General features: G+C 67.3%; 17 protein-coding genes. 16 read left to right on the top strand and 1 reads right to left on the bottom strand.

All coding sequences use genetic code 11. The features are described from left to right. Positions 1–50 precede the first annotated feature (50 nt). The 6 genes from NBY65_RS33685 (at position 51) to NBY65_RS33660 (ending at position 4,101) form a co-directional block, all read left to right on the top strand. The gene (locus NBY65_RS33685) at positions 51–908 is read left to right on the top strand and encodes a hypothetical protein (RefSeq protein WP_150043275.1); all 858 of its coding nucleotides are present in this window, start codon (positions 51–53) and stop codon (positions 906–908) included. A 12-nt stretch (positions 909–920) separates the two neighbouring features. Next, on the top strand, positions 921–1,085 hold the full coding sequence (locus NBY65_RS33680; RefSeq protein WP_203330633.1) for a hypothetical protein: 165 nt from the start codon (positions 921–923) through the stop codon (positions 1,083–1,085). 3 nt (positions 1,086–1,088) lie between these two features. Further along, positions 1,089–2,630 (top strand): phage tail protein, encoded by a 1,542-nt coding sequence (locus NBY65_RS33675; protein ID WP_150043273.1) that lies wholly within the window; start codon positions 1,089–1,091, stop codon positions 2,628–2,630. A 12-nt stretch (positions 2,631–2,642) separates the two neighbouring features. Next, complete coding sequence (locus NBY65_RS33670; RefSeq protein ID WP_150043271.1) at positions 2,643–3,086, top strand: hypothetical protein; 444 nt, start codon at positions 2,643–2,645, stop codon at positions 3,084–3,086. Positions 3,087–3,089: 3 nt separating this feature from the next. Next, on the top strand, positions 3,090–3,416 hold the full coding sequence (locus tag NBY65_RS33665; RefSeq protein ID WP_150043269.1) for a hypothetical protein: 327 nt from the start codon (positions 3,090–3,092) through the stop codon (positions 3,414–3,416). 169 nt (positions 3,417–3,585) lie between these two features. Continuing rightward, positions 3,586–4,101 (top strand): phage virion morphogenesis protein, encoded by a 516-nt coding sequence (locus tag NBY65_RS33660; protein ID WP_150043267.1) that lies wholly within the window; start codon positions 3,586–3,588, stop codon positions 4,099–4,101. On the opposite strand, the gene NBY65_RS33655 is transcribed toward NBY65_RS33660, so the two are convergent. After that, positions 4,098–4,631, bottom strand: coding sequence for a restriction endonuclease (locus tag NBY65_RS33655; protein ID WP_150043265.1), 534 nt, complete (start codon positions 4,629–4,631; stop codon positions 4,098–4,100). The two genes, NBY65_RS33660 and NBY65_RS33655, sit on opposite strands and share 4 nt — an antisense overlap. Positions 4,632–4,650: 19 nt before the next feature. Here NBY65_RS33655 and NBY65_RS33650 point away from each other — a divergent pair, with 19 nt between their 5' ends. From NBY65_RS33650 to NBY65_RS33605, 10 genes are read left to right on the top strand one after another with little or no spacing between them, the layout of a single operon-like run. Further along, on the top strand, positions 4,651–7,074 hold the full coding sequence (locus tag NBY65_RS33650; RefSeq protein WP_150043263.1) for a phage tail tape measure protein: 2,424 nt from the start codon (positions 4,651–4,653) through the stop codon (positions 7,072–7,074). Beyond that, positions 7,074–7,913: a hypothetical protein gene (locus NBY65_RS33645; RefSeq protein WP_150043261.1), complete on the top strand. Its 840-nt coding sequence runs from the start codon at positions 7,074–7,076 to the stop codon at positions 7,911–7,913. The genes NBY65_RS33650 and NBY65_RS33645 overlap by 1 nt, the downstream gene beginning before the upstream one ends. Position 7,914: 1 nt before the next feature. After that, complete coding sequence (locus tag NBY65_RS33640) at positions 7,915–8,103, top strand: hypothetical protein (RefSeq protein ID WP_150043259.1); 189 nt, start codon at positions 7,915–7,917, stop codon at positions 8,101–8,103. Beyond that, entirely contained in the window at positions 8,100–9,233 is a 1,134-nt protein-coding gene (locus NBY65_RS33635; RefSeq protein WP_150043257.1) for a phage late control D family protein, read from the top strand. The genes NBY65_RS33640 and NBY65_RS33635 overlap by 4 nt, the downstream gene beginning before the upstream one ends. Before the next feature lie 44 nt (positions 9,234–9,277). Continuing rightward, positions 9,278–9,895 carry a hypothetical protein gene (locus NBY65_RS33630; protein ID WP_150043255.1) on the top strand — a complete coding sequence of 206 codons (618 nt, stop codon included), beginning with the start codon at positions 9,278–9,280 and terminating at the stop codon, positions 9,893–9,895. 1 nt (position 9,896) lies between these two features. Further along, positions 9,897–10,262, top strand: coding sequence for a hypothetical protein (locus tag NBY65_RS33625; protein ID WP_150043253.1), 366 nt, complete (start codon positions 9,897–9,899; stop codon positions 10,260–10,262). Then, entirely contained in the window at positions 10,262–11,353 is a 1,092-nt protein-coding gene (locus tag NBY65_RS33620; RefSeq protein WP_150043251.1) for a baseplate J/gp47 family protein, read from the top strand. The genes NBY65_RS33625 and NBY65_RS33620 overlap by 1 nt, the downstream gene beginning before the upstream one ends. After that, positions 11,353–12,654, top strand: coding sequence for a phage head spike fiber domain-containing protein (locus NBY65_RS33615; RefSeq protein WP_150043249.1), 1,302 nt, complete (start codon positions 11,353–11,355; stop codon positions 12,652–12,654). Before NBY65_RS33620 ends, NBY65_RS33615 begins: the two co-directional genes overlap by 1 nt. 11 nt (positions 12,655–12,665) lie before the next feature. After that, positions 12,666–13,922 (top strand): glycine-rich domain-containing protein, encoded by a 1,257-nt coding sequence (locus NBY65_RS33995; protein ID WP_150043248.1) that lies wholly within the window; start codon positions 12,666–12,668, stop codon positions 13,920–13,922. Between the two features lie 3 nt (positions 13,923–13,925). Further along, the gene (locus NBY65_RS33605; RefSeq protein WP_150043246.1) at positions 13,926–14,297 is read left to right on the top strand and encodes a hypothetical protein; all 372 of its coding nucleotides are present in this window, start codon (positions 13,926–13,928) and stop codon (positions 14,295–14,297) included. The last annotated feature ends 37 nt before the right edge of the window (positions 14,298–14,334 follow it).

Genomic DNA, 14,334 nt, shown 5'->3' with positions numbered 1-14,334 from the left:
CGAGCTGACGGACGGCTGGCGCATCTCGGCGGCCCTGGCGGTGGCCTGATATGGCCGACCTTGCGGGGGTAGAGCGGGCGCTGGTGGCGCAGGTCGCCACGGCGCTGGCACTTGGTGACGGCTACCGGGCCGGCGCGCTGGTGGCGAGCACCGGGGCGGGGCTGAAGGTGCGGGCCTACCGGGGCTGGCCCACCCCTGACGCGCTCGACGCCGACATTCTCGCCGGCGCGGCGCATGTGTCCGTGTTCTCGGACCCTGGGATGGGGCGGAACACGACGCGCTACCAGGATGCCTGGCATCCGGGGGCGACCGTCACGCCGACGCTGACGGTGAGCGTGGCGGGCTCCGTGGTGACCTTCGGCGGCGCCGGCGGGGCAGGGCAGGTGGCCGGGATCCAGGTCGGGCACGGCACCACCTGGACCGCCTACGCCTACCGGCTGACGGCGGCGGACACGCCAGCGACGGTGGCAGCGGCCTTCGCGGTGAAGGTCCTGGGCTCGAGCGCGGCAGGGCCGGTCCTGACGATCGCCACCAACGCCGAGGTGCAGGCCCGCGTCGTGGCGGATCAGCCGGCATGGATGGAGACGCGCCGGCAGGCCCAGGTCATCCGGGTTACGACCTGGTGCCCGTCGCCAGCGGCGCGCGATGCCGTGGCGGGGGCGGTGGACAACGCGCTTGCCCGGGTCCGATGGCTCCCTCTGGGGGACGGCACCTCCGCCCGGCTGATCTATCGGGGCACGTTCGTGACCGACGCGACCGGCAAGGACCGGATCTGGCGGCGCGACCTCCGCTACGAGGCAGAATACCCGACCACCTACGTCGAGGCGCGACCGGAATGCCTGTTCGTGCCCATCCACGTCGCGCTGAACGGCGCACAGACCATCATCATCGGGCCGGAAGCGGCCTAACCAGGGAACAGCATGGCATACCATCTCGTGGTGACGACGCCGTTCGGCGATCGCCAGCGTGGCGACACGATCACTGATCAGGCGGAGGTGGCGCGCATCCTCGCCGGTGAGCAGGCGGACAAAGTGGTCAAGGTCCAGGTGCCGGTCGAGACGCCGGCCGCGGTGCAGGAGGGCTGAAGCATGCCGATCGTGCAGCAGGGAAGCATCAACACGACGGCCCTGGTGGTCCCGGACTTGTATGTCCAGATCGTCCCGCCGCAGAACCTGGTGCTGAACGGCGTCCCGACCAACGTCGTGGGCGTGGTCGGCACCGCGAGCTGGGGGCCTGTCGGCAAGCCCGTCATCATCGGCACCATGGCCGACTATGCCGTCGCCTTCGGCCCGGTGATGAACCGGAAATACGACATGGGCACCCAGGTGGCGACCGCCGTCCAGCAAGGCGCGTCGAACTTCCGCTGCGTGCGCGTGTCCGATGGCACCGATACGGCGGCCGTCCTCTCGCTGGGGACCACCTGGCTGACGCTGACCGCGATCTACACCGGCAGCCGCGGCGGCAGCATCGTCGCCACCTGGGGGACGGGCAGCAAGGCCAACACCAGCAAGCTGACCATCGCGCTGCCCGGCCAGGTGCCGGAGGTGTTCGATAACCTGGGCGGCACCGGGAATGCGCTCGCGGTCGCCGCAGCGGCGGCGATCAACAACGGCCAGAGCGCGCTGCGCGGCCCGTCGCAGCTCGTGACCGCGACGGCCGGCGCCGGCACCACGGCCCCGACCGCCGGCACGACCTCGACCGTCACCACCCAGGGCACGGACGGTGCGACCACGATCACGGCCGCCGTCCTGGTCGGCGTCGATACCATCCCCCGCAAGGGGATGTATGCCCTGCGCGGGCAGGGCTGCAGCATCGGTGTCCTGGCAGATGCGGATGACACCACGCAGTGGACCACGCAGGCAGCGTTCGGCCTGGCCGAGGGCGTCTACATGATCGTCTGCGGCCCGTCCGGCGACACGATCAGCAACGCCGTCACAACCAAGAACACGGCGGGCCTGGACAGCTATGCGGTCAAGGTCATGTTCGGCGACTGGATCTACTGGAACGATCAGGTCAACGGCGTGCTGCGGCTGGTCAGCCCGCAGGGCTTTGTGGCGGGCCGGCTGGCGAACCTCTCGCCCGAGCAGTCCAGCCTGAACAAGCCGCTCTATGGCGTCGTGGGCAGCCAGAAATCCGGCGCACCGGGCAGCGGGCAGGCCACCACCTACAGCTCGGCCGAGCTGCAGACGCTGTTCCAGGCCGGCATCGACGTGATCGCCAACCCGCAGCCCGGCGGCAATTTCTGGGGCGTGCGGTGCGGGCACAACTCGTCCAGCAACGCCGGCACCAACGGCGACAACTATACGCGCATGACCAACTACATCGCCGCGACGCTCGACGCCGGCATGGGCGATTATGTCGGGCGGGTGATGTCCGATGACTGGTTCCGCAATGTGAAGGCGACGCTGGACGCGTTCTGCACCAACATGCGCGGCCAGGGCATGATCGCCGATTATGGCGTGATCTGCTCGCCGCCGTCCGCGGCGAACACCAACAATCCGCAGTCGCGCGTGTCCCTCGGCTACGGCCAGGCGGATGTCCAGGTGCAATACCTGTCCATCAACGAGAAGTTCATCGTCAACGTGGAAGGCGGCCAGACGGTGCAGATCGTCCGGCAGAGCGCGGCGTAAGGGGGGCTGCACATGCCGATTGTCAATACAGGCGTCGGGGATTTCAACGTCGGCCGCGACTGCACCATCGTCATGGTGGGGCCGTTCGGGCGCGTGGATTTGCCGAACATCACGGGGTTCGATGCCCGCCCTGGATACGCGCAGGTTCACGTTGACCGCCTGGACGGGACACAGCTTCACGCGGCTCTGCCGAAGGGATGGAACGGCAGCATCGATCTGGAACGCGCCGGCCCGTCCGTTGATGATCTCATGGCCCTGATCGAGCTGGGTTGGTTCACGACCGGGCGGGTGAGCAACGGCAGCATCTATCAGTATATCCAGGAGCCGGATGGATCGCAGTCCACCTACCAGTTCGACAACGTGAGCTTCTGGATGGAGGACAGCGGCCGCTGGCAGGGCGACACCAGCGTGAAGCAACGCCTTGCGTTCAGTGCCAACCGCCGGCGGAAGGTGTAAGCCATGGTCGAGACCACCACTGTTGACGGCAAGCTGGTCGCCACGGACAAGAACGGGCGCAAGTATACCCTGCGCCCGCTCGGTCCGGAGAACGTCTTCGACATCCTCGAGGCGGCCGGAGAGCAGTCCACCAACCGCGGTCTGCTGGCGTTCATGGGGCCGGCGTTTTCGGTCGAGGCGATCGACGGTGTGCCGGTTCCCATGCCGAAGACGCTTCGCGATGCGCGCGCGCTCGTCGTCAAGCTCGGCGCGGCGGGGATGGAAGCTGTCAGGGCGGCCCTGGAAATGGATGCCTCTGCCGAGGTGGACGAGGCCGCCGCAAAAAATTGAGCCGGCACCCATCTACCTGGGAGGTTCTTTACCTCCTGGGGAAAGGGGTGCCGTGGGACGTGATCATGCAGATGTCTGCCACGCGGCGGCTCGGGTTCGTCGTCGCCGCTCGGGAGATGTCTGGCAAGGAGCGGTTTGACTGGACCGCTCAGAAGTGGGTGGAGGTTTCATGAAGACGTTCGGCAGCCTCGGAGCATTCCTCGCCCACCTCGCGACGCTGCCGGCGGCTGTCCATGAGGCCCAGAAGGAAGGGTTGAAGGCCGGCGCCAAGGTCGTGGAGCGCGAGGCCAAGGAAGAAATCGGGCGCTACCAGCCGGCGGCCGGCCCCTTCCCGGCATGGGATCGGCTCTCCACGGCCACGCTGGACGGGTTCAATCATCCACAGGCAGGGCATATCAAGGGCAAGCGCGAACTCGGCTATGCCCCGCCTGACAACCCGCTGCTGAGGGAGGGGCACCTTCGGGAAAGCATCTCTTCCGGACTGGAGAACGACCATACGGCCATTGTCGGCAGCGACGATGAAGTGGCGCTCTGGCAGGAGATGGGCACCCCGAACGCCCTCTACCCGATCCCGCCGCGCTCGTTCCTGGGGCGCGCAGCGTTCGTGAAGGGCGATGAGGTCGCAGAGGCAGTTGGCGGCCGTGTCGTGTGGGCACTCCGCGGGCTTCCGAGGCGGAACGACTAGAAGAAGAGGGTGGCGCACCAGAATCGGTGACCACAGCATGGGCACCGGACGTGACCCGCACGCCACTGCGGCAGACGAAGGCCGGTGCCGCAGCTCGGGCACCTCCGGATGACGCGCCGCGGTGGCTTCGGTGTCGGCGCGACTGGTTCTGGGACACCGAAAAGCCGATCTGCACTGCCGAGTTGGTCGGGATGAAGCAGCAGGACGCCAGTCTGGGCCGCAAGAGCGCGGGCGCTTGTGGTGAAGCCCGAGCTGGCCACGACGGCGGCGCGGTGAGCGCCATGATAGGCGACTGCGGCGTATGCCTCCTGGACGGCCCGGTTGCCGACCGGGGCCGTGTAGAGCTTGCACTGCAGCACGATCCGGACACCGGCCTTGGTGGCAATCACGTCCGCGCCCTGGTCGCCTGATCTGCCAACGCAACGCGCACACCAGCCGAGTGCCGACAAAATGGCGGCGCACTCTGCCTCGAACTGCGCCGGCGTGCTGCGGGCTGCAGGTCTCTCGTTCTCGAAGAAACTGGCGTCCATCTGTTGCGGGTGATGCTCGATGTCGATGGTTGAAGCCTACAGAGTTGGGATCACCCTCCTGCTCGACAGCAATGTCCCCCGAGAGGTGGGCGTGCTGTCCAGGGCATTCACGGAACTGGACCGCATCATAAAGCGGACTCAGATATCCGTAAACGAGTTGGCGGCCGGCATGCGCGGCCTCAACCGGGTAGGGCAGAGCGCTGCCGCGGCGTGGTCCCAGGCTGCCGCTGCAATGGAGCGGGCTGCCAATGCGGCGCGTCGCGCCGGTTCCGCGATGCCGATGCCTGGCGCCGGCGGTTACGCCGGTGGGGCTGCAGGGGCAGGGGGCGCTTCTCCACCATCTTCCGGGGGCGCACTGGTGCCGCTTGCTGGTGGGGCATTGGCAGGGGCCGCGGCTGGGGGCATTTTCGCTCGGTTCGGCGGAGGAGGCGCGATCCCCCCAGGGGGCACGCCGCCATTGGCGTTGCCGGGGCCAGGTGGCATTCCGCTCAATCCGCGTTTCAGCCCGGGATGGAAGGTTCCAAGGGTTGGTGAATACGACTACCTGCACGCTGGCATTGCGGCGGGGATGGCCGGGGGCGGCATCATGGCCGGGCTGCGGTCGGCCCTGGAGCAAGGCGCTGATGTGGCGCACCTGCAGGCCATTCTCGGCACGGACAAGCGGTTGCACCCGGACGCGCTCAAGGCAGCCCTGAACGTCGCATATTTTGCCACGCAGAAGGCCCCCGGATCGACGCTCGCCGGGAATATGGGGGCACTGATCGATCTGAAGACGGTCACCGGCGACATCGGCGAAGCCATGCTGATGCTCCCGGCGTTCGCTGAGCTGTCTACGGTGCTGAACACCGTTCAGAAGACGCGCACTGGCCGGGATGAGCCAGTTTACGCTGCGGCCAAGGCGCTTGAGATCCTCGGCAAGCTAACCGATGAGGTGACGGACCCGAAGACGGGCAAGAAGCGTGTCGAGTTCCACCCGCAGAACCTAAACAAGCTGCTCAGCAATATCGCCCGCGTCGATGTGGCGACTGGTGGCCGCGTTGATCCCGCCGAGATCCTGGCGTTTGCCAAGATGGGCGCTGTCCCAGGGATGATGATGTCGGACGAGTTCCTTTGGGAAATCGCCCCGGCCATGATCCAGGTCATGGGTGGCTCGCGGTTCGGCACCGCGATGATGTCCATGTTCCAGGTGGTCGAAGGCGAGCGTATGACCGCCAAGACCTATGATGCGCTTGCGAAGATCGGCCTCGCGAAGCAAGACCCGCATACAAAGGTAGTAGTAGACCCGAAAACGGGGCGCTCCAAGCGGACACGCGAGCAGGTCACGACGGAAGGCGTCTACGACAAGGAAATGATGTTCTCCAATACGCTCGAATGGGTTCGTAAAGCCCAGGAGAGGATGGAGAAAGCCGGCGTCCACGGCATTGAGGCGCAGATCAGGGCGCTCTCTGGGCCGGCGGCTCAAAGATCAACTTATGCTCGGCTTCTGGCTGATTTTCTCAAGGATATGCCAGCCATTGAAAAGGAGGCTGCGAACACCCGCAATGTTCGTCCAGACCTTCCGAAATATCTTCAGGCCAATGATCCAAAACTGAAATTCGCGGCTTTCCAGGCATCTCTGGAAAAATTCCTAGCGATGCTGGGCGGACCACTTATGGATCCGGCCATCAAGATGCTCGATTCTCTCACAGACAAGTTGAACAAGATTGCCGATTGGGAGAAGGAGCATCCACGCCTGACCGAGCTGGCAGGAACAGGGGGAGGCTACCTTGGTGCGGGACTGCTCGGCCTGATGGGACTGAGCATCGGTTCGTTCTTCCTCAGGCCGGGGGCGCGCGTGCTCGGGAAGATGGCAAGCCTCGCGGCTCCGGGTCTGTTCGCCGGGGGCGCCGCCACAACTGGGGCGGCAGGCGCCGCGGCCGCCATTCCGCAGCTTGCCCTTGTCGGCGGCACGGCCTGGGGCATCGGCAGTGCACTGGACTGGGGGCGCGAAAAGCTCGAGGAAGCGATCTGGGGCAAGACCTACGTCGAACTCCGGAAAAAGCTGGAGGCCGAGCGTGCTGAGCGGGCCAAGCGTGAGATCGGGAACATTGGCTCCTGGATCTTCGGCAATGGCTCAGTAGGCGGAATCGGCCGGCTGCTGTTCGGAGAGGCCACGCCAGCGCACGCGGCGACGCAGGGGCCGGTTCCCGTGACCGTCGTGCGATCTGGTGGGGTTGGTGAAACGCAGGAGGCGATCCCTGTGAAGGTCGCGCCCGATAGCGCCGATGCCCTGTCCAGGCAGGTGGCCGAGGCCGTTAAGCATGGGCTGGAAGGGGTGGGGGTCTATCTCGACGGGCGAGAAGTCGGGCGCATCGTCGCGCGTGCCATCGCAGACAACATGAATCGCGCTCCATCCGGCCCGGCTTCACCAGACATCCGCATCAATCCGTGGGGTGGTCAGTAATGGATATCACTGGCCTGATCGGCCGCGTTGACGCCGCGGCCTCCATCCTCTTCGGGGGTGATGGGGCCGTCATGCTTGGGGACTTCACCTTCCAGGATTACGAGGTGCCCGAGCGCATTTGCTGGCCTCGCCAGCAACAGCTTGTCGTGCATCGGTTACCCGGTGGGAACCGGGTGATCGATGCCATGGGGCCGGATCCGGGGGAGATCGCCTGGTCCGGGTTCATGCTCGGGCCGGACGCGTCGGATCGGGCGCGCGAGCTGTCCTGGATGTGCGATGCCGGCGACGCGGTCCCTCTCTCCTGGGGAGATCATGTCTACACGGTGGTGATCGGCACTTTCGTGCCGGACGAGGGCTTCCACCGGGTCGATTACCGGATCACCTGCACGGTCTTGCAGGAGGAAGTGGCCGAAGCCGATCCGGGATGGCTCGACGGGATCAAGAACGACATCAACGAGACGCTCGGGTTCGACATCTTCGCCGCCGGCTCGGCGGCGCTCGGCGCGGCGCAGAAGGTGGCCGGGCTCGCCGCGGCGGTGACGGGCGGCAGCAGCGCGGCCGTGAGCGCCCTGTCCACCGTCAGCGCCGTCAGCGGCGGCGTGTCGCTGGCCTCCGGGGCAGTGTCCAAGATCGCGTCGGCCGTGGACGGAGCCAGGAGCATCCTGTCTGCCTCGGACGGCGGGATCGCATCCATCGCCGCTGCGGCGCCGTCCGGGGGGCTGATCGGTTCCGTGGCCTCGCTGGCGCGGGCGGCGAACCTGTCCGGGGTGTCTGCGCAAGCGGCTGGGGCGACTGGTTACCTCGGCCGGGCCGCGCGGAACGCAGCATCTGGGGGCTGACATGCGCACCATCACCGTCATCGGCGGCAATCTGTTCCGGATCGCCGCTGACTACCTGCGCGATGCGACCCAGGCGACGCGGATCGCGGAGGTGAACGGCCTGTCCGATTTCGTGCTGTCCGGGCAGGTTACGCTTCGCATCCCGAATGCGGATCCGTCCGCTGCCGGCGGGGTGCCGGATCAGTCATGAGCGGCACGAACGGGCCTCCGGCCGCGGGCGTTCGAGCGCCCAGGCTGCTCATCCTGGCCAACGGGGTGGAACTGCCGGGCGCGGTATCGGCGGACGTGGAGCAGAACAGCGCCTATCAGGCGGACAGCTTCCGGGCCGAGATCACGCTGAACGCGCCCGGTGGCCAGACCGCGGCGTGGTGGGCAGACCAGCCCACGTTGCTGTTGGATATCCGGGTCAGCATCGACGGGGGGAACGCCTGGACATCGCTCATCCAGGGGCAGGTCGAGCACCTGAGCATCCATCCGGACACGGGCCGGATCGAGGTGGACGGGCATGACCTCTCCATGCGGCTGGTGGAGGCGAAAACGCAGGAGGCGTTCCAGAACCTGACCGCCTCGCAGATCGCCGCGACGCTGGCAGCACGGCATGACCTCAAGGCGGACGTGACGGTCACCACAACCCCGGCTGGCCGCTACTACGAGTTGGACCACACCCATGAAAGCCTGGGCCAGTTCAGCCGCGTGACGACGGAATGGGAACTCCTGGTGTGGCTGGCCCAAAAGGAGGGGTTCGACCTCTATGTGACCGGCGAGACGCTGCATTTCCATCCGGCGACGGAGATCGACACCCGCAACCCCTACGTGGTCGATTACCAGCCCCGCGCACCGGGGGCGCCCTATCCCGTGTCCGGGGTGCAGGACATCCGCTTCGAGCGGTCCCTGACCCTGGCGCGGGACATCGAAGTGGTGGTCCAGAGCTGGCACGCGAAGCAGGGGAAGGCTTTCAAGAAGGTCGCGAAGGCGATCGGGGCCAAGAGCGCCGCCGCGGCGAAGTCGGCGACCCAGGTCGGCACCTCCACGCAGCGGTTCGTGTTCGTGATCCCAAACCTCACGGAAGCTCAGGCGCAGGCCGAGGCGAACAAGCGCCTGGCGGAACTGAGCAAGCACGAGAAGAACATCACCTGGCAGGGGCCGGGCGACGTGATCCTGTCCCCCAGGAGCATCGTGGATCTGCGGGGGACGGGGGCAGCCTTTGACCAGCGCTACTACGTCAACACCGTGTCAAGGCGGATCGAATTCACCGGCGGGTTCGGTATGTGGGTGACCCTGAAGAACCACGATACCAGATCGCAGGCGGCGCTGACCTGATGGACATTCGATGGACGCAGGCGATCCGACGCGTGGTGTCGGAGATGCTGAGCATGCAGCCGCGGCCCCGATGGGGCATCGTCCGGTCGGTCAACGCCGCTGATCAGACGGTCCGGGTGCTGATCCAACCGGAAGGGGTGCTGTCCGGGTGGTTGCCGGTTGTCCAGGCCGCGGCGTCCGGCGGTTGGGGCGTGACTGCGCTCCCGATGCCGGGCGACATGGCTCGGCTGGAACCGGACGGTGATTCCTTCGCGGTGACCGGGTTCGCCCACAACGATGGCAACCGGCCGCCGGCGCCGCCGAATGCCCCGGGCTCCGGTGGGGCGCCGAGCACCGGCAAGGCCGAGGCCGTCGCTGGTGAGGTGATCCTGCAGCACAGGAGCGGCAGCGTGATCCGCCTTTGCGCGGATGGGACCATCTACAGCCGCGGCACCTGGCGCCACGACGGGGACATGACCGTCAACGGCAACATGACCGCCGACCTCGATGTGAAGGCCCTGCAGAACGTCCGAGCGGTTCAGGATGTGACCGACCGCGACATGCAGCACGGTTCGGTCCGCGACCTCCGCGACGCCTACAACGCCCATCACCACCCGGTGCCCAACGTCGAGCCCGGCCCGGCGACGATCGACAGCAACACGACGGATCACCCGGTGGAGTGACATGGCCGATCTGGCGCATACCATGGGTTCCGACCTCTCGGTCGGCGCCACGGGCGACCTCGCCCTTTCGACAGGATCCCAGGCCGGGCAGGAGAGGGTCCTGCGCCGGCTGCTGACGAACCCGACCGACTACCTGTGGGACCTGGGCTACGGCGCTGGGCTGCCGGCCATGGTCGGCCAGCCGGCGAATGCACAGCGCATCGCGGCGATCGCGCGGGCGCAGATGCGGCAGGAGGCGGCCGTCGCGTCCAGCCCGGCCCCGACCGTGACCGTCTCGGCCCAGGATGACGGCACGGTGGTCGCCTCGATCCGCTACGTCGATGCCGATACCGGCGAGACGCAAACCCTGACCGCTCCGGTGACCTGATGGCAACACTTTCCCTCCGCACCTTCGCGGATTGGCTGTCGCAGCAGGCGGCGGCAGTCCAGGCGTCCGCATCCTCGCTGCTCAACGTGGCCTCGGGGACCGTCCTCCGGGCGATCCTGGAGGCGAACGCCAGCGTCGCGCTGTGGATGCAGTGGCTGATCCTCCTGGTGCTGCGCACCACCAGGCTGTCCACCAGCACGGGAGACGATGCGGACAGCTTCGTCGCCGATTTCGGCCTGGAACGGCAGGCTGCGACGGCGGCAACGGGCTCCGTCACCTTCTCGGCGTTCACGGCGCCGACCTCGGCGGTGGCCATCTCGACCGGGACCGTCGTCAAGACGGGGGACGGATCGGTCAGCTTCGCCACCACGGCCGGCGCGACCTTGGCGGCCGGTGCTACCTCGGTCACCGTGCCCGTCCAGGCGCAGACGGCCGGCACGGTCGGCAACGTCCTGGCGGGCACCATCACGCTGATCTCGGCGGCGCTGCCGGGGGTGGACACCGTCACCAACGCGACGGCCTTCACGAACGGGGAGGATGCCGAGACCGATGCGGCGCTGCGGACGCGCTTCATCAACTACATCAACACCCGCTCGCGCGCGACGCCGGCGGCGGTCGAATATGCCGTGACCTCCGTCCAGCAGGGGCTGTTTGTGCAGCTCGCCGAACGGGTGGACGGCTCCGGCGCGGCCCGGGATGCGCACACGACGGTCTATGTGGACGACGGATCCGGCTCACCGAGCGCCGACCTGATCGACTCGGTAGCCGCGGCCGTTGAGGCGGTGCGCCCCCTCGGCGGGACCTATGAGGTGCATGGGCCGACCGTGGTCCCCGCCAACGTGGCGCTCACCGTGACCGCGGCATCCGGCTACGCGCACGGCGATCTGGTCGGGCCGGTGCAGACCGCCATCGCGGCCTATATCGACGGGCTCGGGATGGGCGAGGCGCTGTCCTGGACGCGCTTGATCGCGGTGGCCTACGGCGTGGACGGCGTCGGTGGCGTGTCTGGCCTGACGGTCAACGGCGGCACGGCGAACATCGGCGGCGCGGCCGGCAGCGTCGTGCGTGTCTCCACCGTCACGGTGTCCTGATGGCAATTGGGGATCAGGCCGATTTCGTCGGGCGGCTGCGCTCCGCGCTGCCCGGACGATGGTTTCCCGACGATGCGCCGGTGCTGTCGGCCCTGCTGTCCGGCCTCGCGAGTGCCTGGGAGAGTATCTATGCGCTGCTGACCTACACCAAGGCCCAAACCAGGATCAGCACGGCAACCGACGTGTTCCTGGACGGCATCGGCGCTGACTTCTTCGGCGTGGATCTCCAACGCCGGACAGCCGAGAGCGACACCCAATACCGGCGGCGGATCAAGCGCGAGCTGCTGCGCGAGCGCGGGACGCGGGCGGCGGTCATCTCGGTTCTTGAGGATCTGACCGGGCGGACACCACGGGTGTTCGAACCAGCGCGGCCGGCGGACACCGGGGGGTATGGTGCCGGTGGCTGCGGCTATGGTTCGGCCGTCGCTCTCTTTGACAGCCGGGGCTCGCCTGGGACCTATGTCGGGGCCGATGGCCTCGTGCATACGGCCGGCCCCTACACGCCCCGCTACGACTACTCGTCCGGTCCCGCAGCGCTGCTGAATGAGTCGGGGGCGACGAACTACTGCCCGTATTCGAACCTCCAGAATGGGGGCACCTGGGGCGGCTGCACGGTGACGCAAAATGCCGTGGTGGCGCCGGACGGCACAATGACCGCAGCGCAGATCACCGCGCCCACAGCCGGCGGGGCGACCAGCGCGAAATACGCTTCACCGGACATTGGCACATACACGCCATCGGTCTGGCTGCGCGCCGACGCTGCAACCACGGTTTCGTTCTATTCCATGTGGAATGATTCGACCGGCTCACAGAAGGTATCGCGGCTGGACATCGCGTTGACGCCGACGTGGCAGCGTTTTCGGTTACCCACCATCACCACACAAGCGGGCGCGCAGAACGTTTACTGGCAGACCAACCTGCTGGCAGGCACGACGATTTACGCGTGGGGCACGCAGATCGAACCCGGCACGTCCATGTCGTCGCTCATCTATACGAACGGCGGCCCGGCTACCCGCGATGCCGATGTCATCTGGTCTCCGCAGTCGGGCGGCGGCTGGGGATCTCTGGACCTGCCAGGCCAGTGCTTCGTCGAGGCATACCGTCCCACATCCGGCGGCATCGCCAATGTCGGCGGATACTACAGCGGCACGGGGTGGGCCGGCGGCGGCTACGGGGCTGGCGCCATCGAATACCTGTCGGCTGACATGGTTGGCGACCGCGTGACCGACGACGAAATCAACGACGCAATCGCCCGCACGATGCCTTCGGGTTTCGTGGCCTGGGCGCGCATCACCTCCTGATCGGAGCTTCCATGGACCGTACGATCGTTTACCCGGGCGCAATCCCGCTGGATACGCATGTCCTGCAATCGCAGCGGGATGCCATGGTCGGCCTCGGCGCGCTGCTGCAGGCCGCGTTCGGCACCAGCACGCTGGTTGACGGGCTCGCGTGCACTCCGACCTCGCCGGCGTCGCTGAGCGTGCAGGTCGGGCCGGGCAGCATCATTGCCCTCGATACCGTCGATGACAGCGCGTTCGGATCGCTCGCGGCGGATTCCTCGAACCTCGTCAAGCAGGGTATCAATCTCGGGACCACGGCACTCGGCCCCCTGTCGGCGCCGACCACGGCCGGTCAGTCCCGCAACTACCTCGTGCAGGCCACGCTGGGCGAGACGGACGGCACTCCGGTGGCGCTGCCCTACTACAACGCGGCCAACCCAGGCGTGCCCTACGTCGGCCCGAACAACAGCGGCGCGGCGCAGAACACGCGTAGGCCGCAGACCGTTACCCTCGGCCTGAAGGCCGGTGCGGCGGCGACCACGGGCAGCCAGGCCACGCCATCGGCCGACAGCGGCTATGTGCCCCTCTATATCATCACCATCGCCTACGGGCAGACCACGATCACGGCCGGGAATATCGTCCGGCATTCGCAGGCACCCATTATCCCGGCGAAACTCGGGGCCGGCATGGTCCCGGGCTTCGCAAACATGCAGGTGTTCACGGCGAATGCTGCCTGGACTGTCCCGGCCGGCGTGACCCGCATTCGTGCACGCGCTTGGGGGGGCGGCGGAGGTGGGGGCGGGGCAACCGGCTCGTCCTCGGCTGGTGGCGGTGGCGGCGGTGGTGCCTATGCCGAGGGAACCTACACTGTCACCTCTGGCCAGGCATTGGCGATTACGGTGGGTTCCGGTGGCACCGCAGCGGCCGGTGCGAACGGCACGAACGGCGGTGCATCATCTGTCGGATCGCTGCTCACCGCCGGCGGCGCATCTTGGGGCGCTGTTGGGGCGAGCGGGTTGGGCACCTATGGGTATGGCGGGACAGCTACCGGCGGACAGATCAATATCAGTGGGCAGACCGGCCAGTCTGGGTCGCTGATTGGAACGGCTCCTGCGGGCGGGACTGGCGGGGGGGCGTTCGGATCCGGATCTGCCCCGTTCGTAACCGGCACGTCCACCGGATCGTCAGGCCCCTTCCCTGGCGGAGGTGGCGGTGGCGGATCCAGCGGTTCTGGCGCCGCTGTTTCCGGTGGAGCCGGCGCTGCTGGCCTTGTCATCATCGAGTATTGACCTATGGCATACGCACTGATCTCCCCGGCTGGCATGGTGGCGCAGGTTGCCGACGCCAAATTCGACGTTCACAGCGATTGGACCTGGGCAGAGTTGGCCGCTGGCACCACGGCCTCCGCTGGAGATGTGGCGTCGAAACAGACTGACGGCACTTGGACATTTGCCGCGCCATCCCCGGTGATTGTGGATCTCGTCTCTGCAGCACGGGCTGCACTGGACGGATCCGACATCACGGCGCTGCGTTGCTTTAAGGCTGGCGTTGCATTCCCGGCCGAATGGCTGACCTACGTGCAGGCGCTGCGCGCGATCGTCAACGGCACGGACACCAGCTCCACCGCGCTGCCGGCGCGGCCCGACTATCCCGCCGGGACCTGATCCTCGGCCCAGCCTGATCGGCTGACCTGCGGCCTTC

This window comes from Rhodovastum atsumiense (genome assembly GCF_937425535.1).
Classification (GTDB): Bacteria; Pseudomonadota; Alphaproteobacteria; order Acetobacterales; family Acetobacteraceae; genus Rhodovastum; species Rhodovastum atsumiense.
This window is presented reverse-complemented; position numbering and strand designations above follow the sequence as displayed.